The organism is Devosia sp. 2618 (genome assembly GCF_040546815.1).
GTDB lineage: Bacteria > Pseudomonadota > Alphaproteobacteria > Rhizobiales > Devosiaceae > Devosia.
In genome coordinates, this window is sequence record NZ_JBEPOO010000001.1 from 3936231 (window position 1) to 3954881 (window position 18651).

Annotated in this window: 17 protein-coding genes; 7 read left to right on the top strand and 10 right to left on the bottom strand. The window is 62.1% G+C overall.

Annotated features, from left to right (window positions below):
* Positions 1–230: 230 nt before the first annotated feature.
* Complete coding sequence (locus ABIE28_RS19475; protein WP_354065845.1) at positions 231–635, top strand: DUF1761 domain-containing protein; 405 nt, start codon at positions 231–233, stop codon at positions 633–635.
* A 47-nt stretch (positions 636–682) separates the two neighbouring features.
* Here the strand turns inward: ABIE28_RS19475 and ABIE28_RS19480 are convergent, their stop codons facing one another.
* The 4 genes from ABIE28_RS19480 to dapF form a co-directional block, all read right to left on the bottom strand.
* Positions 683–1303 carry a septation protein A gene (locus ABIE28_RS19480; RefSeq protein WP_354065847.1) on the bottom strand — a complete coding sequence of 207 codons (621 nt, stop codon included), beginning with the start codon at positions 1301–1303 and terminating at the stop codon, positions 683–685.
* A gap of 91 nt (positions 1304–1394) precedes the next feature.
* Positions 1395–2657: a signal recognition particle-docking protein FtsY gene (gene ftsY / locus ABIE28_RS19485; RefSeq protein ID WP_354065849.1), complete on the bottom strand. Its 1263-nt coding sequence runs from the start codon at positions 2655–2657 to the stop codon at positions 1395–1397.
* Between the two features lie 151 nt (positions 2658–2808).
* The gene (gene mtaB / locus ABIE28_RS19490; RefSeq protein ID WP_354065851.1) at positions 2809–4074 is read right to left on the bottom strand and encodes a tRNA (N(6)-L-threonylcarbamoyladenosine(37)-C(2))-methylthiotransferase MtaB; all 1266 of its coding nucleotides are present in this window, start codon (positions 4072–4074) and stop codon (positions 2809–2811) included.
* A complete protein-coding gene (dapF, locus tag ABIE28_RS19495) occupies positions 4074–4925 on the bottom strand; it encodes a diaminopimelate epimerase (RefSeq protein WP_354066486.1) in 852 nt (283 codons plus the stop codon). Before dapF ends, mtaB begins: the two co-directional genes overlap by 1 nt.
* Before the next feature lie 207 nt (positions 4926–5132).
* Between dapF and ABIE28_RS19500 the strand changes: the two genes are divergently transcribed.
* The 4 genes from ABIE28_RS19500 (at position 5133) to rpsP (ending at position 8480) form a co-directional block, all read left to right on the top strand.
* Positions 5133–5528, top strand: coding sequence for a (R)-mandelonitrile lyase (locus ABIE28_RS19500; protein ID WP_354065853.1), 396 nt, complete (start codon positions 5133–5135; stop codon positions 5526–5528).
* 15 nt (positions 5529–5543) lie between these two features.
* On the top strand, positions 5544–6227 hold the full coding sequence (locus ABIE28_RS19505) for a dihydrofolate reductase family protein (RefSeq protein WP_354065855.1): 684 nt from the start codon (positions 5544–5546) through the stop codon (positions 6225–6227).
* A gap of 243 nt (positions 6228–6470) precedes the next feature.
* Complete coding sequence (gene ffh / locus ABIE28_RS19510; RefSeq protein WP_354065857.1) at positions 6471–8054, top strand: signal recognition particle protein; 1584 nt, start codon at positions 6471–6473, stop codon at positions 8052–8054.
* 30 nt (positions 8055–8084) lie between these two features.
* A complete protein-coding gene (gene rpsP / locus ABIE28_RS19515) occupies positions 8085–8480 on the top strand; it encodes a 30S ribosomal protein S16 (RefSeq protein WP_354065859.1) in 396 nt (131 codons plus the stop codon).
* Between the two features lie 291 nt (positions 8481–8771).
* On the opposite strand, the gene leuB is transcribed toward rpsP, so the two are convergent.
* A complete protein-coding gene (gene leuB / locus ABIE28_RS19520) occupies positions 8772–9872 on the bottom strand; it encodes a 3-isopropylmalate dehydrogenase (protein WP_354065860.1) in 1101 nt (366 codons plus the stop codon).
* A 205-nt stretch (positions 9873–10077) separates the two neighbouring features.
* On the opposite strand from leuB, the gene ABIE28_RS19525 reads away from it, so the two are divergent.
* Positions 10078–13347, top strand: a complete 3270-nt coding sequence (locus tag ABIE28_RS19525; RefSeq protein WP_354065862.1) for a S41 family peptidase — start codon at positions 10078–10080, stop codon at positions 13345–13347.
* A gap of 84 nt (positions 13348–13431) precedes the next feature.
* Here the strand turns inward: ABIE28_RS19525 and ABIE28_RS19530 are convergent, their stop codons facing one another.
* Complete coding sequence (locus tag ABIE28_RS19530; protein WP_354065864.1) at positions 13432–14697, bottom strand: Glu/Leu/Phe/Val family dehydrogenase; 1266 nt, start codon at positions 14695–14697, stop codon at positions 13432–13434.
* Between the two features lie 186 nt (positions 14698–14883).
* Between ABIE28_RS19530 and ABIE28_RS19535 the strand changes: the two genes are divergently transcribed.
* Positions 14884–15267: a GreA/GreB family elongation factor gene (locus tag ABIE28_RS19535; protein WP_354065867.1), complete on the top strand. Its 384-nt coding sequence runs from the start codon at positions 14884–14886 to the stop codon at positions 15265–15267.
* Between the two features lie 4 nt (positions 15268–15271).
* Here ABIE28_RS19535 and ABIE28_RS19540 read toward each other — a convergent pair whose 3' ends face one another.
* From ABIE28_RS19540 to ABIE28_RS19555, 4 genes are all read right to left on the bottom strand, one after another.
* Complete coding sequence (locus ABIE28_RS19540; RefSeq protein WP_354065869.1) at positions 15272–15910, bottom strand: CPBP family glutamic-type intramembrane protease; 639 nt, start codon at positions 15908–15910, stop codon at positions 15272–15274.
* A gap of 74 nt (positions 15911–15984) precedes the next feature.
* Entirely contained in the window at positions 15985–16290 is a 306-nt protein-coding gene (locus ABIE28_RS19545) for a hypothetical protein (RefSeq protein ID WP_354065871.1), read from the bottom strand.
* A 72-nt stretch (positions 16291–16362) separates the two neighbouring features.
* Positions 16363–17181, bottom strand: coding sequence for a COG3904 family protein (locus ABIE28_RS19550; protein WP_354065873.1), 819 nt, complete (start codon positions 17179–17181; stop codon positions 16363–16365).
* Complete coding sequence (locus ABIE28_RS19555; RefSeq protein WP_354065875.1) at positions 17178–18542, bottom strand: hypothetical protein; 1365 nt, start codon at positions 18540–18542, stop codon at positions 17178–17180. Before ABIE28_RS19555 ends, ABIE28_RS19550 begins: the two co-directional genes overlap by 4 nt.
* Between the last annotated feature and the right edge of the window lie 109 nt (positions 18543–18651).

Below are 18651 nucleotides of genomic sequence, written 5' to 3' on the forward strand. Positions count from 1 at the left end.
GCATCCACCGCACCCACCCTCCCCCTTGAGGGGAGGGAAGCGAGATAGGACTTAGCTTGCTAAGTCCGTGATCGAGCAGGGTGGGGGGATCTCTACGAGCGTGCGGTGCGCGTGACTCACCCCCTCCCTTGATCCCTCCCCTCAAGGGGGAGGGTGTCGACTGATAGTCTTCCGCTCAGCACGTAGCAGCGCTAACCTCTCCTCGCGCCCGTTGGCGCAGGGGACGCAGCATGATCTCACATTTTGCCGTCAATTGGCTGGCCGTGATCCTGGCGACAGTCGCCAGCTTCGCCTTTGGGGCGGCCTGGTATATGGGCCTGTCCAAGCAATGGCTGGCCGCGCTCGGGCGCACCCGCGAGCAGCTGGGGGTGGGCTATACGCCGTTTATCTGGTCGGTGGTGGTCGAACTGATCATGGCCTATTTCCTGGCCCTGCTGACACCAGCGCTGGCCGGCGAAGTCACCGTCGTCAGCGCCATGATCGTCGCCGCCCATATGTGGTTCGGGTTCGTTCTGACCTCGATGATCATGAACCATCGCTATGAAGGCATGAAATGGTCGCTGACCGCCATCGACAGCCTGCATCTGCTGGGCGTGCTGTTGATCCAGGGCGCGGTAATCGGGGTGTTTGGGTAAATACCGGGACCACTCTTCACCTCTCCCTTCGGGGAGAGGTATAGGGATCAGCTCTCAACCACGATCGGTGGCACATGCACTGGCTCTGTGGCCGGCGCATATTTGTTCAGCAGCGAGACCTGGCTGATCGAGAAGATCACGGTTAGCGGCATGACGCCCCAGACCTTGAAGGCGACCCAGATATCGGTCGAAAAATTGCGCCACAGGATCTCGTTGATCACCGCCAGAACGATAAAGAACAGGCCCCAGTTCAGCGTCAGCTTGCTCCAGCCTTCGGGGCGGAGTTTGTAGACGTCGCCGAACACGTATTTCAGCAGCGAGTGACCAAACAGCAGGCCGCCCAGCAACACCGCGGCGAACAGGCCATTGGTGATGGTCGGCTTGATCTTGATGAAAGTGTCGTCCTGCAGCCAGAGCGTCAGGCCGCCGAAGACCAGCACCACGACGCCGGTTACCAGCGGCATGACGGCGATCTTTTTGAGGATCACCCAGGTCAGGATCAGCGAAATGATCATCGCGCCCATGAACCAGGCGGTTGCCATAAAAATGTCAGAGCGCGCATTGGCGACGAAAAACACCACCAGCGGACCGAGCTCGAGGCCCATCTTGATGAGCTGGGGGCGAAGCTCGCTCCAGTTGATCTCGGGTTCGGCGGCTTTATCGGTCATGGCAAATCTCTATTCAGCAACACAGGCAATGTGAGGCGTCGCTCGCCAGCATGCAAGGCGCCAATAGCGCACAAGCATGTTCGGAATTGGGCTAATCACCCGCAATCGCCCGGGCAAATTCGCTCGCGGTAAAAGGTTCGAGGTCGCCGACGCTTTCGCCGACGCCGATGAAATGCACCGGCAGGCCGAACTTTTTGGCGATGGCGACGAGAATGCCGCCGCGTGCCGTGCCGTCTAGCTTGGTCATGACCAGCCCAGTCACACCAGCGCGCTGGCCGAAGATTTCGACCTGTTTCAGCGCGTTCTGCCCGGTCGTGGCGTCCAGCGTCAGGATCGTTGCGTGCGGCGCGGTGGGGGCGACCTTCTTGATGACGCGGATGACCTTTTCGAGCTCGTTCATCAGCTCGTCGCGGTTTTGCAAGCGGCCAGCGGTGTCGATGATCAGCACATCGCGGCCTTCGGCCCGCGCCTGGGTCACGGCATCAAAAGCGAGGCCCGAGGCGTCCGAACCGGCCGGGCGGCTGATAACCGTAGCATTGGTGCGCTGGCCCCAGACCTGCAATTGCTCGATGGCGGCGGCGCGGAAGGTATCGCCGGCCGCCAGCATTACCGACTTGCCCTCGGCGGCAAATTTTTGCGCCAGCTTGCCGATGGTGGTGGTCTTGCCCGAGCCGTTGACGCCGATCATCAGGATGACGAAAGGCTTTTGGCTCGCGTCGATGGTCAGCGGGCGCGCCACCGGGCCGAGCACTTTTTCGACTTCGGCGGCCAGCACGGCGCGCACGTCTTCGCCCGACACGTCCTTGTCGAAGCGGTCGCGGCGCAGCGTTTCGGTGATCGCCATGGCCGTGTCGATGCCCAGATCGGCCTGGATCAGCACGTCCTCGAGTTCGTCGAGTGTCGCCGCATCGAGCTTGCGCTTGGTGAAAACCGAGGTGATCGAGCCGGTCAGCTGGTCTGACGAGCGCTTGAGGCCCGAGGCAAGGCGGGTGAACCAGCTCTGGCGCGGCGCTTCGACGGGCACTTCCACCACAGCCGGCGGATCGAGCGGCACGAAAACTGTAGCCTCTGGCTCGGGCACTGGTTCCGCCACGGGCTCAGGCTCAGGCTCAGGTTCTGGCGCGATGACCGCTGCGGCCTGCTCTTCGAGGTCCTCGACATAGTCGGGCGTGGTTTCGGGCGGGCCGGGCAGGGGGAAATCTTCGGGTGCGGGCACGACATCAGGCGGGGGCACTGGCGTTGGCAGCACTGGCTCTGGCGGCGTCACGACCGGCTCAGGTGGGCGCGTCTCGGGTGGCGCAGGCGTGTCGACACCGAACAAACGCTTGAAAAATCCCGGCTTTTTGTCGGTCATGTTTTTTGCCTTCAATTGCCACGCCCTCGTGGTTCGAGGCTCGCGAAGAGCGCGCACCTCACCATGAGGACTACTCTAAATTCAACGCTCCGGCAGCCCTCATGGTGAGGTGGGAGCGTAGCGACCCTCGAACCACGAGGGCGTGCCCCGATCAAGCCGCTTGCTGCAGCGTCTTGCCCACAAGACCCTCGCCAGCAACTCCGGTCACCCGCATGGTCACCAGTTCGCCCGGTTGCGCATCGTGCGCGGTGACGGGCAGAAACTGTTCGGTGCGGCCGATGCCATTGAGTTCGACCAGCACGTTTTCGAGCTTGCCGACGCGCGAATTGCAGAGTTTTTCGAGCTGCGCATTGCCGGCCTGCCGCAAAATGGCGGCCCGCTGCTTGGCAATGTGCTTGCTGACCTGCGGCATGCGCGCGGCCGGAGTGCCTTCGCGCGGCGAATAGGGGAAAACGTGCAGATAGGTGAGGTCCGCCTCGGCAACGATACGCAGCGTGCTGTCAAACATCGCATCGGTCTCGGTGGGAAAGCCGGTGATGATATCGACGCCAAACACCATGTTGGGGCGCAGCGAGCGCAGCTTGGCGACAATGGCCAGCGCATCGTCGCGCGAATGACGGCGCTTCATGCGCTTCAGAATCATGTCGTCGCCCGACTGCAGCGATAGGTGCAGATGCGGCATCAGGCGGCGGTCGCTGGCGATGGCGTCATAGAGCGCATCATCGGCCTCGATGGAATCGATCGAAGAAATGCGCAGGCGCGGCAGGTCGGGCACGTGGCGCAGGATCGCCTGCGTCAGCTTGCCGAGGGTCGGGCTGCCGGGCAGGTCGGGGCCATAGGAGGTGATGTCGACCCCGGTCAGAACGATTTCGCTATAGCCGTTGGCGACGAGTTTTTTGACCTGGTCCACCACCATGCCCATTGGCACCGAGCGCGACGGACCACGGCCGAACGGGATGATGCAGAAGGTGCAGCGGTGGTCGCAGCCATTTTGCACCTGAACGAAAGCGCGGGCGCGACCATCCATGCCCTCGATCAGATGACCAGCGGTTTCCCGCACGCTCATGATGTCGTTGACCTGAACCTTGTCATTGAGGGGGGCACCAAACACCATCGGGGCGTAGCTGGTCGCCTTGAGCTTGTCTTCATTGCCGATGACGAGATCGACTTCGGCCATATCGCCAAAGGAGCGCGCCTCGATCTGGGCGGCGCAGCCGGTGACAATGATGCGGGCTGCCGGATTGTCACGGCGCGCCTTGCGCACGGCCTGCCGGCCCTGACGCACGGCTTCGGTGGTGACGGCGCAGGTATTGATGATGATGGCGTTATCGAGCCCGGCCTTTTCGGCTTCGGCTTTCATCACTTCGGCTTCGTAGGCGTTGAGTCGGCAGCCAAATGTCAGTGTTTCGACAGCCATCAGGCCGCGGCCTCATCGCGCGTCCAGGCGCCGGTAGCTGGATCAAAGGTGCCAGCCCATTCCAGTTCGGACGGGCCAGTCAGGGCGACGTGGTCATTGTCGCGCCATTCAACGATCAGATTGCCGCCGGGCAGGGTGACGGTTGCCTTGCGGGCAGTGCGGCGGGTGCGGGCGCCATTGACCAGCGCAGCGCAGGCCGCGGTGCCGCAGGCTTCGGTCAGGCCCGCGCCGCGTTCCCAGGTGCGCAGGATGATGCGGTCGGGCGCCAGAACCTGGGCGATGGAAATATTGGCGCGCTCGGGGAAAATGGGGTGGTTTTCGAGCATGGGACCGAAGCGGTCGAGCGCAAAGCTCCACACATCGTCATTGACCCAGAAGGTGGCATGCGGATTGCCCATCGAGGCGACCGATGGCGAGTGCAGGATCGGCGCATCGATCGGGCCGATCTGCAGTTCGATCTGGCGGGTATCGATAAACTCCTCCGCCAGCGGAATGTCGAACCAGGCAAACTTTGGTGTGCCCATGTCGACCGTAAACTGGCCATCGTCGAGTTGCTCGCCAAACAGGATGCCGGCAATGGTCTCGTAGGTGAAGCTCGTCTCGCCGGTCTGGGTGGCCAGATATTGGGTGACGCAGCGCATGCCGTTGCCGCAGGCCTGCGCCAGCGTGCCATCGGAATTGATGATCTGCACGTAGGCGATGGTGCCGGGCGTACGCGGATCATGGATGGCCATGATCTGGTCGAACTTGGTGCCGGGCGCCCCATTGATGGCAATGGCTGCGGCGGGCGTGACACGACCGGCGTGGCCGCGCATGTCGGCCACGATGATCTGGTTGCCCAGCCCGTTCATCTTGATAAACGGCACGCCGCTCACGAGGTCGCCTCACCCAGATTGGTTTGGAATTTCTTCTATATGGCCGATGCCACCACAAATTGCCAGTGGCGGCGAAATCCGCCTCATGAGGTTGATCGCGTCTTATCTCCGGATGGCTCTCTGCCTACATATAGATCTGAACCACGGTCACGTTGAGTGACGCCACAATGAAAGAGCCTTGAAATGGATATTTCCCGCGCTGGCAGCAAACCATCCGCCCGGGGGCCTGCCGAGTGGTTCAGTGGCACGGTTCGGCTCGACCCGCTGTTTGCCGCCGAAGCGCCATCGGCCGCCGCCGCCAATGCCGTGACCTTCGAGCCCGGCGCGCGCACCGCCTGGCACACGCATCCCCTCGGGCAATTGCTGATCGTCACCGCTGGCGTCGGTCGCGTGCAGCGCGAGGGTGGACCGGTTGAAGACATCCGCCCCGGCGACGTGGTGCGGTTCGCGCCCGGTGAAAAGCACTGGCACGGCGCGGGACTGACCACCGCCATGACCCATATTGCCATTCAGGAAGCCGTCGACGGGGTGGCCGTGACCTGGATGGAGCATGTCAGCGACGCCGACTATTCGGCCTAAAGGGGAGCTTTGACCATGAAACCGCACGTGATCATGCATATGGCGTCCAGCATTGATGGCACGATCGTGCCTAAGGACTGGCCCATCGCAGCGCTCGATGGTCTCAACGACGCCTATGAGGACATCCACCGGGCGCTCAAGGGCGATGCCTGGCTGGTTGGCCGCGTGACCATGGCCGAGTTTGCCGAAGGCGCGCCCAGACCAATGACGACAAGCGAGCGTTTCCCGCGCAAAACGTGGAAAGCGCCCGGCGCAGCGTCGGGGCCTTACGCCATTGCCGTGGATCGCGAAGGCAAGCTGCATCTCAACATCAGCCACGCCAATGGCGATCCGCTCATCGTGATCCTGACCGAAGGCGTGTCCGACGATCATCTGGCCGAGCTGCGGCGAGACGGGATTTCCTACATCTTTGCGGGGGCGACCGAACTCGATCTGGCTCTGGCGCTCGATATTCTGGCCGATGAATTTGCCATCATGCTGCTGCTGCTCGAGGGCGGTGGCGGCATCAATGGCAGTTTCCTCGACGCTGATCTGATCGACGAAATCAGCCTGATGTTGTCGCCGGTGGCCGATGGCAATCCTGGGCCGTCGACTTTTGATAACCGGATCACGCCGGCAAAAGCGCTCAAGCTGCAATCGGTGACACAGCTCGATGGTGGTGTGCTGCACATCCGCTACGCGGTTATTCGCGCCGAGTGAGGCGCCGCAAAGCCGCGCCACAGGCCGCCTTCCTTGACTCCGGGACGGGTTTCCCCTAAACGCACCCCATTCATCAGGCTTTGTCCCTGACCAGCCGACCGGGACCCCTCAAGGGTATAAACCGATCCCGGAGGCCACCATCCGCCAGCGCGTTGCGCCCGCGGGTGGGTTTGGCGTTTTGCCCGATGGATACCATATGGCTCACTGGACGAGCGACGCGACCGTGAGCGAAAAGGACCAAATATGTTTGACAGCTTAAGCGACCGGCTTGGCAAAATCTTTGAAGGACTACGTGGCCGCGGGGCGCTCAACGCCGCCGATGTCGATGCAGCTCTGCGCGAAATCCGCCGCGCGCTGATCGAAGCCGACGTATCCCTCGAAGTTGTCAGGGCCTTTGTCGAGCAGGTCAAGGATCGTGCCGTTGGCGCCGAAGTCACCCGCTCGGTGACGCCGGGCCAGCAGGTCGTCAAGATCGTCCATGACGAGCTGGTCTCGGTCCTGGGCTCCACCGCGTCCCCGATTGATCTCAATGCCAAGGCGCCGGTTACCCTCCTGATGGTGGGTCTGCAGGGTTCGGGTAAGACCACGACGACGGCCAAGATTGCCAAGCGCCTGACCGAGCGGAACAAGAAGAAGGTTCTGCTCGCTTCGCTCGATACCCGCCGCCCCGCTGCCATGGAGCAGTTGCGTGTGCTGGGCGAGCAGGTGGGTGTTGATACCCTGCCGATCGTTGTCAGCGAAACGCCGGTCGAGATTGCCCGCCGCGCCGAGCGCGAAGGCCGTCTAGGCGGCTATGACGTGCTGATCCTCGATACTGCGGGCCGCACCCATATCGACGAAGAGCTGATGGCCGAAACGGTCGCCATCAAGGACATCGCCAACCCGCACGAAATCCTGCTGGTTGTCGACGCTCTCACGGGTCAGGACGCGATCAATGTTGCGCGCTCGTTCGACGGGCGCCTCGATGTGACCGGTATCGTCATGACCCGCGTCGACGGCGATGGCCGTGGCGGCGCTGCGCTCTCGATGCGCGCGGCGACCGGCAAGCCGATTAAGCTGATCGGCGTCGGCGAAAAGATGGATGCGCTGGAAGATTTCCATCCCTCGCGCATCGCCGACCGCATCCTGGGCATGGGCGACATTGTTTCGCTCGTTGAAAAGGCCGCCGAACACGTCTCTGCCGAAGACGCGCAGAAGATGGCCAAGAAGCTCAAGAAGGGCTCCTTTGATCTCGAAGATCTGCGCGCTCAGCTGCTGCAGATGAAAAAGATGGGTGGCATGGGTGGCCTGATGGCCATGATGCCCGGCGTCGGCCAGATGAAAAAGGCCATGGCCAATTCCAATGTCGATGAGAAGGTGTTCGATCGCCAGATCGCCATCATCAATTCGATGACCAAAAAGGAACGGGTCAATCCAGACCTGCTCAATGCCAGCCGCCGCAAGCGTATCGCTGCCGGCGCGGGTGTCGAGGTTTCCGAAATCAACAAGCTGGCCAAGCAGCACCGCCAGATGGCCGACATGATGAAAAAGGTCGGCAAGGGCGGCATGGGCGCGCTTGGCGGCATGTTCGGCGGCAAGATGGGTCAGATGATGGGCGGCATGCCCGACATGAGTAAGATGGACCCCGCTCAGCTTGAGCAGATGGCCCGTCAGGCCGGTATCGACCCCAATTCGCTCAAGGGCCTGCCATCGGTGCAGACGCCCCAGCTTGCCGAAAAACTGCCGACCGATGTCGGCGCTCTGTTCAAGTCCTCCGGAACCGGTCTGCCCGGTCTCGGTTCGGCTCCCCGTTTCCCTGGCCTTCCGGGCCTGGGCAAAAAGAAATAGTCGTTTCAACCAAACCCTAGGATACCAAAAATGGCCCTTAAGCTCCGTCTCGCCCGTGGTGGCACCAAGAAGCGCCCATTCTACCATATCGTCGTTGCTGACGCCCGTTCGCCACGCGACGGCCGCTTCATCGAAAAGCTGGGTACATTCAACCCACTGCTGGCCAAGGACGCTGAAAACCGCGTCGTGCTGAACACCGAACGTGCCAAGCACTGGCTCGAAGTCGGCGCCCAGCCAACCGACCGCGTGCTGCGTTTCCTCGACGTTGCCGGCCTCGTCAAGCGCGAAGCCCGCAACAACCCAGACAAGGCAAAGCCAGGCGAGAAGGCCACCCAGCGCGCTGAAGACAAGGCCGCCAAGGTCGCCGCTGCCGAAGAAGCCAAGAACGCCCCAGCTCCAGTCGCAGAAGAAGCTGCTGCCGAGTAATCCATGGCGTCAGCCAATAAAAAAGCCCCGGCGCGCAAGCGCCGGGGCTTTTTGTTTGGTGCGGTGGGCGGGGCACTATCGTGCCAAATACCCGATCTGTTCCTCCCCTTTTTCAGGGGGAGGTTGGGTGGGGGTATTTTCGCTTCTGGCTAAGCTCAGGCCTGCCCGACCTCGTGGTTCGAGGCTCGCAAGGGCTCGCGCCTCACCATGAGGTCTCAACAAGAGCGGCAGAAAAAGTAGCCCTCATGGTGAGGTGCGCCGTTTGGCGCCTCGAACCACGAGGGCGTGGCACTAAGCCTTGAGCTTCGCGAGAATCGCCGCACCCATTTCCTGGGTGCCAACCGTCTTGCGGTTTTCCTGGGCGATGTCGGCGGAACGCAGGCCATCGGCCAGCACGCCGGCAATCGCGCCTTCGACGCGGTCGGCCAGTTCGGTCAAACCAAACGAATAGCGCAGCGCCATGGCGTAGGACGCGATCATGGCGATCGGGTTGGCAATGCCTTGGCCGGCAATGTCGGGAGCCGAGCCGTGCACAGGCTCATACATAGCCTTGCGCTTGCCGGTCACCGGATCTGGCGCGCCGAGCGCTGCCGATGGCAGCATGCCGAGCGAACCGGTCAGCATGGCCGCAACGTCCGACAGAATGTCGCCGAACAGGTTATCGGTCACGATGACGTCGAACTGCTTGGGATTGCGCACCAGCTGCATGGCGCAGTTGTCGGCGAGGATGTGGTTGAAGCTGACATCGGCATAGTCCTTGGCGACGCCGCGCACCACTTCGTCCCACAGCACGCCCGACTTCATGACGTTCTTCTTGTCGGCCGAGTGGAGCTTTTTGCCGCGGGTCAGCGACAGATCGAAGGCAACGCGCGCGATGCGGTCGATTTCGTAGGTGTCGTAGACCTGGGTGTCGATGCCACGCTTCTGGCCATCGCCGAGGTCGATGATTTCCTTGGGCTCGCCGAAATAGACGCCGCCGGTCAGTTCGCGCACGATCAGGATATCAAGGCCTTCAACCAGTTCGCGCTTGAGCGCGGAGGCATCGGCCAAAGCTGGATAGCAGATGGCGGGGCGCAGGTTTGCGAACAGGCCCAAGTCCTTGCGCAAGCGCAGCAGCGCGGCTTCCGGACGCTTGTCGTAGGGGACATTGTCCCACTTGGGGCCGCCCACGGCGCCAAAGATCACGGCGTCGGCCTTGAGGGCCTTTTCCATGTCGTCTTCGGAAATGGCTTCGCCATGCGCGTCATAGGCGCAGCCGCCGGCAAGGCCGGTATCGGTCGAGAAATCGGTCAGGCCTTCGGCGTTGGACCAGTCGATGATTTTTTCCACCTCGACCATGATCTCGGTGCCAATGCCGTCGCCGGGCAGCAGGAATAGGGAGTTGGTGGCCATGTCGGATCCTCGCCGTACTGGTGGTTACGCCTGTTTGGCGCGCACTTAGCGCTATTTGCAATGCGGACGCAAGCGGGCGGCTGATTACAATCGATCGGCAGAAAACTTTCCTAGATTCATCAAGTGTTTACGGGGCGTGGGCTTGTTTGTCGCCAAAGTGCCCGAGCCATGATTGCGGCTCGGCGTCGAGTTTGGGGGATTTGCTATGGTGATGCGACGGACGGCCATTTCGGTGATGGCTCTGCTGGTGGCGATGGTGCCGACTCTGGCACAGGAGGCTACGGGCGCTCTGTCGATGGGCGAGCAGCCGCGCTGGATCCGCTATCCGGCCATTGCGCCCGATGGCGAGACACTGAGCTTTACCCATCGCGGGCAGGTCTTTCTCGTCGATGCCGAAGGCGGTCTTGCCATTCCGCTGACGGCCAAGGGCTCCTACAGCTATGGTGCGGTGTGGTCTCCCGATTCCGAACGACTGGCCTTTGCTTCCGATGTTGGCGGCAATGACGACATCTATATTTCCGATTTTTCCGGCACGCTGCAGCGCTTCAGCTGGTCCTCGGCCCGCGAAGTGCCGACCAGCTTCACGCCCGATGGCAAGTCGATCCTTTATACCTCGCTGGGTCTGGGCGATGCCGAGCGCAGCGTGCAGGGCGCGCTATCGCTCAAGCCGCAGCTTTACGCGGCCAATACCGAGAGCGGCCGCGAAACCCTGGTTCTGCCGAATTCCGCGGTCGATGCGCGCTGGAACGGGGCGCAGGACAAGCTGGTCTATGTCTATGATCCATCGCTTGATCCTGGCGAACGCCAGCATCGCGTCGCGGCCAATGCCCGCCAGATCTGGATCTACAATAATATGTCTGGCAACCACGAGCGCGCCTTCGCCGTCGATGGCGTCGATCGGATCAACCCGATCTGGAATCAGGACGGGACGCGCCTTTACTACCTGTCGGAAGCCTCGGGCTGGCTCAACGCGTGGCAGCTCGATCTTGCCAGCGGCACCGAAAAGCAGTTGACCTTTTTTGAGGGCACGCCGGTGCGCGATCTGTCGGTCGCCGACGATGGCACTATCGCTTTTGCCTATGATGGCCGCATCTATGTGAAGGGCGAGGCCGATGAGGCGCCGCGCGCCATCGAAATCCTGACGCTCGACCAGAGCGCCAGCATTGATGCCAATGTTCTGGCCAACGCTGCGACCGAGTTCGTCACCTCGCCTGACGGAGACCGCATGGCCTTGGTGGCCAGTTCCGATGTGTTCCTGCTCGATCGTGCGGGCAATTACCGGCAGATCACGGCAACGCCCGGCCAGGAGCGCAATGTGGCGTTTTCGCCGGATGGCTCGACGCTGGTCTATGCCGGCCAGCGCGGCCACGAATGGGGGATTTACGCGGTCGATCTGCAGATCGCGACCAGCGATGATCCGCTCGCCATTCGCTATGATGAAGTGCCGCTCTATGTTCCCGAGGAAGGCAACGCCTTCCAGCCGCAGTTCTCGCCCGATGGCAAGCTGCTGGCCTTCATCTCGGATCGCCGCGAGGTCAAGGTGCTCGATCTTGCCAGCGGCGCGGTCACAGCGCTGTTTGGCGAGACAGACTACAATTCGTCCTATGGCGACGGTGACCTTTGGTTTGCCTGGTCGCCCACCTCGCAGGATATTCTGGTGCAATGGCGCTTCATTGGCGGCTTGGACACGGCCAAGGTTGCCGTTGTGCCCGCCGATGGTAGCGCTCCGCCAAAAATGATCAGCCAGGGCGTCACCAATTTTTCGCGTGGTGTGTGGAGCCTTGACGGCACGCAGGTGATCGGGCTGACCGACCTGTTCGGCTTGCGCTCGGCGCAATTGCATGGCTTTACCGAAGACCTCTATCGCCTCTACCTGTCAGAGACGGCGCGGCAGGACTTTCTCTCGATCAGCGAGGGCAATTTCCCGCTCAGCGACAGCGAAAACGAGGACGCTTCCTACGAGCCTCTGCGTTATGCTATCGACACGCAGCGCGCCGCCCGCCTTGGCGAACGTTTGACTGGCGATGGCGCTTCGTTTGTCTTTTATGCGCCGCTTGCAGACTACGCCAACATGCTGCTGGTCAGCGCCCCGGACGACGATACCCTCAATATCGAGGTGCTCAATCTGCGCAGCGGCGCCCGAACACTGCTGCAGACGGTCGAGGCACCAGGCTATGAGGCCATGTCGTTTGTGTCGGCCTTCAACCAGCTCGATATCAAGCTGAGCAACGCCGTGCTGTCGGTGCCGATCTTTGATCCCGACGGGCTCTCGACATCGCCGGCCAGAATTTTCACCACCGTCAATCCGGACCGCCGGCGCGCAGCGGCCTTCGAGCAGGCCTGGGCCGACCTCAAATATCGCTACTACCAGCGCGAACTGGAAGGCCGCGACTGGGAGGCAATCGGCGCCAAATATCGGAGCTATCTTGGCTCGATCGCGACCAGCCGAGAGCTGAGCGAACTGGTGGCAGCCATGTTTGGCGAGCTGTCGGCGTCCCACCTCTTCACACAGTTTTCCGGTTCCGAAGGCAGCCGTCTCGGTTTTGGGACCGAGAACGACACGCTGGGTGTCTATCTCGACTATGGCTATGAAGGCCCCGGCCGACTGATTGCCGACGTCTTGCCGGGCGGACCGCTCGATCGGTCGGGTCTGGGCGTGGGGGCGGGTGATATCATCACCTCGATCAATGGCGTGCCGGTTCCCGAAGCGGGTGGGCTGGAGCGCCTGCTCGACATCAATCTGGGCAAGCGGGCGCTGATCGGCGTTGTCACTCAGGGGCAGGACGAAGAGCGTTTCATTTACGTCACGCCAATCGACTATTATGACCAGCTCAAGCTGGCCAAGGAACGCCTGCTCGATGCACGCGCTCAGTTGGTCGACAGGGTGTCCAATTCCTGCGTGGCCTATCAGCACGTGGCGGCGATGGATAACAGCTCCTACCTCAAGGTGCTGGGGCAGTTGACCTCCTCGCGCGATCTGGCCAAGGCGACCGTGATCGACATCCGCTCCAATGGCGGCGGCAATCTGACCCGTGAGCTGATGACCATGCTGTCGGGCAAGTCCTATGCGCAGGTTGGCCGCAATGGCGATCCCGTGCTGACCGAACCGAGCAATCGCTGGCTCTGGCCGAGCGCGGTTGTGGTCGACAGCTTCTCCTATTCCGATGCGGCGATTTTCCCGCAGGCCTATCAGGATGCCGGAATTGGCAAGCTTGTCGGCGATACGCTGCTCAATACCGGCACCTATGTCTCCCAGAACCACAGCAAGCTGGTGCCCGGCTTCATGTATGCCATCCCCATCCTGCCGATCCGTCGTCTCGATGGCTCCTATTATGAGAACCACGTCATCGAGCCCGATATTGCTGTGCCGTTCGATCCCAACAATGTGGGCATCAACACCGATCCGCAGCTCGAAGCGGCCGTTGCGGCGCTGATGGCCGAGATCGGCCCCGACAGCGATTGCCGTCTGCCTTAGGGCAGCCGGACACATTGCAGCAGACAAAAAGAAAGGCGCCCGATGGGCGCCTTTCGCATTTCAGCAGCTTGTGCCGGAAAGATCTTAGCCGACGAAGTAAGGCTGGGTGCCGTGGGCTTCGATGGCGGTCGACAGGCGACCAAGCGCGTGGATATAGGCCGCCGAACGGACCGAAACCTTGCGCTCCTGGGCGATGTCCCAGACGGCGCGGCCTTCGCGTTCCATCATCTTCTTGAGGCGGGCATGGATCTCTTCGAGGTCCCAGTAAAAGCCCTGACGGTTCTGTACCCATTCGAAGTAGGACACGGTCACGCCACCGGCATTGGCCAGAATGTCTGGCAGAACGACGACGCCCTTTTCATTGAGGATCTTGTCGGCTTCGGCGGTGATCGGGCCGTTGGCCAGCTCGACGACAACCTTGGCTTTGATCGAGGCGGCGTTCTTGACGGTGATCATTTCCTCGAGCGCAGCTGGAACCAGCACGTCCGCTTCGACACCGATCAGATCATCTGCAGGAATGACCGTAGCGCCCAGTTCGGCGGCCAGATCGGCCACGCGCTTGCCGGCATTCTTGCCAGCGATCAGCGCAGTCACATCAAGACCGTCGGCCTTGTAGATGGCGCCGGCGGAGTCCGACACGGCGACGACAGTGTTGCCATCGGCCGCAGCCAGCTGGGCAAAATACTGACCGGCATTGCCAAAGCCCTGGATCGCAACAGTGCGCGAACCCGACAGGCCCAGCTCGGCAGCCAGATGCTGGACGAGATAGAAGCCACCGCGTGCGGTTGCGTCATTGCGGCCCAGCGAACCACCCAGGGCGATTGGCTTGCCGGTGATGACAGCCGGGGTCACCGAACCGGTGATCTGGTTATACTCATCGGCCATCCAGCCCATGATCATGGCATTGGTATAGACATCTGGCGCCGGAATATCGCGATCTGGGCCGACGGTGCGGGCGAAAGCCTGCATGTAGGCGCGCGACAGGCGCTCGAGTTCGGACTTGGAGAGCTTGCGCGGATCAACGCGCACGGCACCCTTGCCGCCGCCATAGGGCAGGTTCATCACGGCGCATTTGAAGGTCATCCAGAACGCCAGCGTCTCGACTTCCTCGATTGTTGAATCGGGGTGGAAACGGATGCCGCCCTTGGTGGGGCCGCGGGTGTCGTCATAGCGGCAGCGCCAGGCCAGGAACGACTTGCGCGAGCCATCGTCCATACGGATCAGCAGGCTCGTTTTGGTGGTCTCTCGAGGGTATTTGAGTTTTTCGATGACATCCTGATCGATCTGGAGATGGCTGGCTGCCTCCTCGAGACGAATGAGTGCACGGTCGAGTAGGTTGTCGTCGGACATGGTTACCCTCATGAACAGAAATTGTGCAAAGCGCAAAAATATGCGGCAGATGATCTCGCACGATGTTTGGCTTAGGTCAATAAGGCTGACCAAAATTGCGCGTTTTGCGACCATGGGGCCTATTGACGGTGCAGTTTGGCCGTCGCAAAGATCAGATCAGCCTTAAAGCTGCGGAACTTGCCCCAAGTGTTTCCCACACAGCCTCTGCCCGACATTCTGGTCAATTCAGACGACTATAATCGCGTCATGCTGCTCGCCGAGCGCGTCAGCGTGACCATGCCTTATGTATCGGCCTATCTTGAGCGCGAATTGGGGCGGGCTGAAGTCTGTCAGCCGTGGGACCCGGCGGGCGTTTCGATGGGCCATCGCGTCATGTTCCGGCTCGATGACGAGCCACTGACCCGCATCGGGCGGCTGATCTATCCGCATCGTGATATCGGCGAGCGCGGTGGTGTGCCCATTCTGGGGCCGGTCGGTGCGGCGCTGATCGGCATGCACCGCAATGCCACGATCGAATGGCTCGACAAGGGCCGCTCGCGCACCGTGACCGTGCTCGACTACGGCTGGTAAGGCCTCAGACGAAGCCGTTGCCGTTATAGACCACCCAGAGATAGAGCGTGGCGGTCAGCGCATGGGCGATGCCGAGGTAAAAGACCGACCGCGTGCGCCAGGCAATGGCGCTCCACAATAGTCCTAACAGGCCCGCACCCGCGACCAGTGCCATCCAGCCCCCGGGCAGGGTGATGCCAAGGCTCATCCCCAGCGGCACATAGGATGCGGTGAACAACAGCCAGCCCAGCCAGAATCCGAGGCGGGGCCGGTTGTCAAACACCGTCAAAAACCCGCCGCGCCAGGCGGCTTCGAGCAAGGGCGCGTGGATCACGGCGGTGGCCGCGGCCAACAGGGCGCCGTTTGAGGTCAGCATCACCGTATGCGGGGCAAACACCACGAAGCCGGTCACGGCAACCTGAACCAGCAACAGTCCGGGCACCCACCAGTCGCGCCAGGCGAGGCGCTCGGAAAACAGCCGCCCGTCATGGCGTTTCCAGACGTGAAAGGCGATGACCGGCAGGCAGAAACTGATCCAGTACAGCGCCAAGGACGCAAAAAAGCCGAGCCGGCTGAGGCTTTGGGTCAGGGCCGGCACGGCAAAATACAGGGCCGTAATCGCCGCGATGGCGTGAACGACGAGGGCGATTTGGGGCCGGCTCATGGCGGGTCTCTAAAGTTCAGGCGCGGTGAGCCGGCATTGTTCAGAAGTCAGGCCGATCGGCAATGCCGATCTGGTCAGGAGACGCGATGTTCGTCGCGGCGTTCGACAAATTCGAAATCGTCGGCGGCAGTGCTGATCTGAAGGGCCAGCTTCTGGCGGTCGAGTTCGGCGAGCCATGCGGTCCAGGAGACCGGGCTCATGCCGTCGTCCAGGCTGGTCTTGCTCACGGTGTCGTGGTCGTGGCGCTTGAAGCTCAATTTAAGCTGGGCACGCTCTTCGCCGAAGCGATTGCGGACACGGGCGATGGCTGGAATGCCATTTCTGTCGGTCACCCAATTCTGGATGTCACGGTGTCGGGTAAGCATATGCGTTTGAGTCATGGTGGCCTCCCATTAAGTTGTTCTTAACAAAGTCAAACGGGCCCGATCCTCCTCGGGTTCCGCTTGTAGCCCTCAATCTTGCGTGAGTTCGGTGACCAGCCTGAGTTCGGTCATTTCCTCCGGGGTAAAGTAATAGAGCTGGTTCGGCGGGGTTTGCAGCGCATGCAGCCAGATCGCCGGATCGACGCCGGTCTTGGTGAAATGACTGATGATCGTTGCGGTGGTCGATTGCGCGTCGCTCATGGCGGTGCCCGCGACGCGCAGCGCGTTTTGCGGATCTCCGGTCAGCGCTGCCGCATAGATTTGGTGCACCCCGATGGCCGCGCGCGGGCTGGCAATTCGGTCGATGCCGGAGCCGAAAATGATGGGGCAGGATGAGGCACAAAGGGAACCGGCAGCGACCTTGGTGGCAAGGCCCTTTTCATGGATCAGACTGCCGATGGCGAGCGCATCCATAACCGATCCTCCGGGCGAATCGAGAACCACAGTCTTAACGTATTCGCCGCGCGCGGCAATCTCGCTCGCAAAACGTTCCGCCGAGCCGATGTCAATCGAGCCGGTCAGGTGCAGTTCGCCGCCGGTGCCGAGCCCGATTTCGAGCGGTTGTTCCAGAAGGTCGGGGCTCGTGGTAACATCAGGCCGCGCGCCATCGCCGGGGCCAGCGGGGTCAAATGGCGGCAGGATAGGTTGGCCGGGCGTCAGCAGCGCCGCGCCTTCATTGGCTGTCATTTCGCGGAAGTCGACAAAGAGCACCGCGGCCGTGCCGATCAGCAGGGCAAAGAACGCCACCCGCAGGATGGAGCCATCCTCGATGGCAGCCATGCGCTCGATCAGCCCGCGATAGAACGGGCCGTCAACAGTGCGCGCCCGCTCGTTGGCCTCTGTCTTCATGCCGGGCGCGGATTTTCGGTGCGCTTGCGCTGCGCCGCGTCGATCGGCGTCACGGTGCCATCATCGGTTTGCACCGGCATGATTTCGGCCACGGCAGGCGTGTCGATGGGTTCGGGTTCAACCGGTTGGGCAATGGGCACCGGTCTGGGCTTGCCGGTCGAGACATCAATGCCGGCCGCTTCCATCTGGCGGAATAATGCCAGCGCCCGCAGCATTTCGGCGGCGGTGATGTTTTCGGCTTCCTCCAGCGATTCCGAGTCCGCGCGCATCGCGTCGTTGACGATCATCAGCACCAGAACGAGCACCACGGGCAGCAGGTCGATGGAGATGGCGCCGGCCCAGCTGGGGATGAAGTCCTGCCAATAGCGAATGACCGCTTCGGCGCTCGACAGCGGCACGTAGCGGCGCTGCTCGACCGATGGAGTGGCCAGGATTTCGTCGGCGGCAGCACTGAGCGCAGCCGATTGCGCGGCGACCGAAGCGCGCACGGTTTCCATCACCTGATCCTGCCGATTGGCGAGATCGGCGCTCTGCCCATTGGCAACCGGGGCGATAAAACCGGCACTGAGATCAGCCGAAGCGCGTTTGACCGAGGCGGCAACGTCGGTCTGCTGCAGGGCGGAAATGACGGCGGACAGCTGGACCGCTTCAGTCTGGAAACTATCGGCGCGCGGTGCGACCGAGCCGGGCGTCGAGACCAGTTCGCGCATGGTGGCGAGGCGCGCCGAGCCCTGTTCGAACAGCAGCGCCACCTCGTCGCGCGAGCCGGTAATGGTGGAGGCCAGCTGGTTCATCTGCGTGCCCATCTGGGTCAGCAGCTGCACCACGCTGCCCGAACCGGTCGTGCCGGTCAGGGCGCCGGATTCGCGCTCATCGGCGGCAAGACCCGAAAAGCGTTCGGCCGCGCGCTGCACGTCGGGCAGCAGGCTCTGGCTGGCCAGCGCATTGGCATGGGCGCGGTCGAGGTCTTCGGCATAGCCCTGCAGCGTCACGGCCATATGCTGTTCGGTGGCGGCGGACCCGGCCAAAGCGGCCGCATTGAGCCAACTCGACATGGCAATGATCATGGCGCAGCCGATGGCCATGGTGACGAATAGCCCGACACGCTGCACGCCCGAGGTCACGAGCGGCACGAACCGCATCATGAAGCTCCAGAAGGCGTAGATCGCCACCGACACGGCCGCCGAATAAATGATGGCGGCAAAGAACACGAAGGTCGCGCTGCCATCGAGCAGGCCGCGCACGCCCAGATAGGTATAAACGCCGGACGCCAGAGCCAGCACGGCCAAAGCAAAGCGGGACATCGTCTCAACGCTCTTGACGGTCTCGTTGAGGCGGTAGGCGTTCGGCTTGAGCTGCATGTGTGTGTCTGGCCCCGATGTTAACGGGAGATTAACACAGCGATGGCGGCGAGATGTGGGCGGATTTGGGCACGGTTAATAACGGTGGTGTGAGCAAAGAATACCCCCT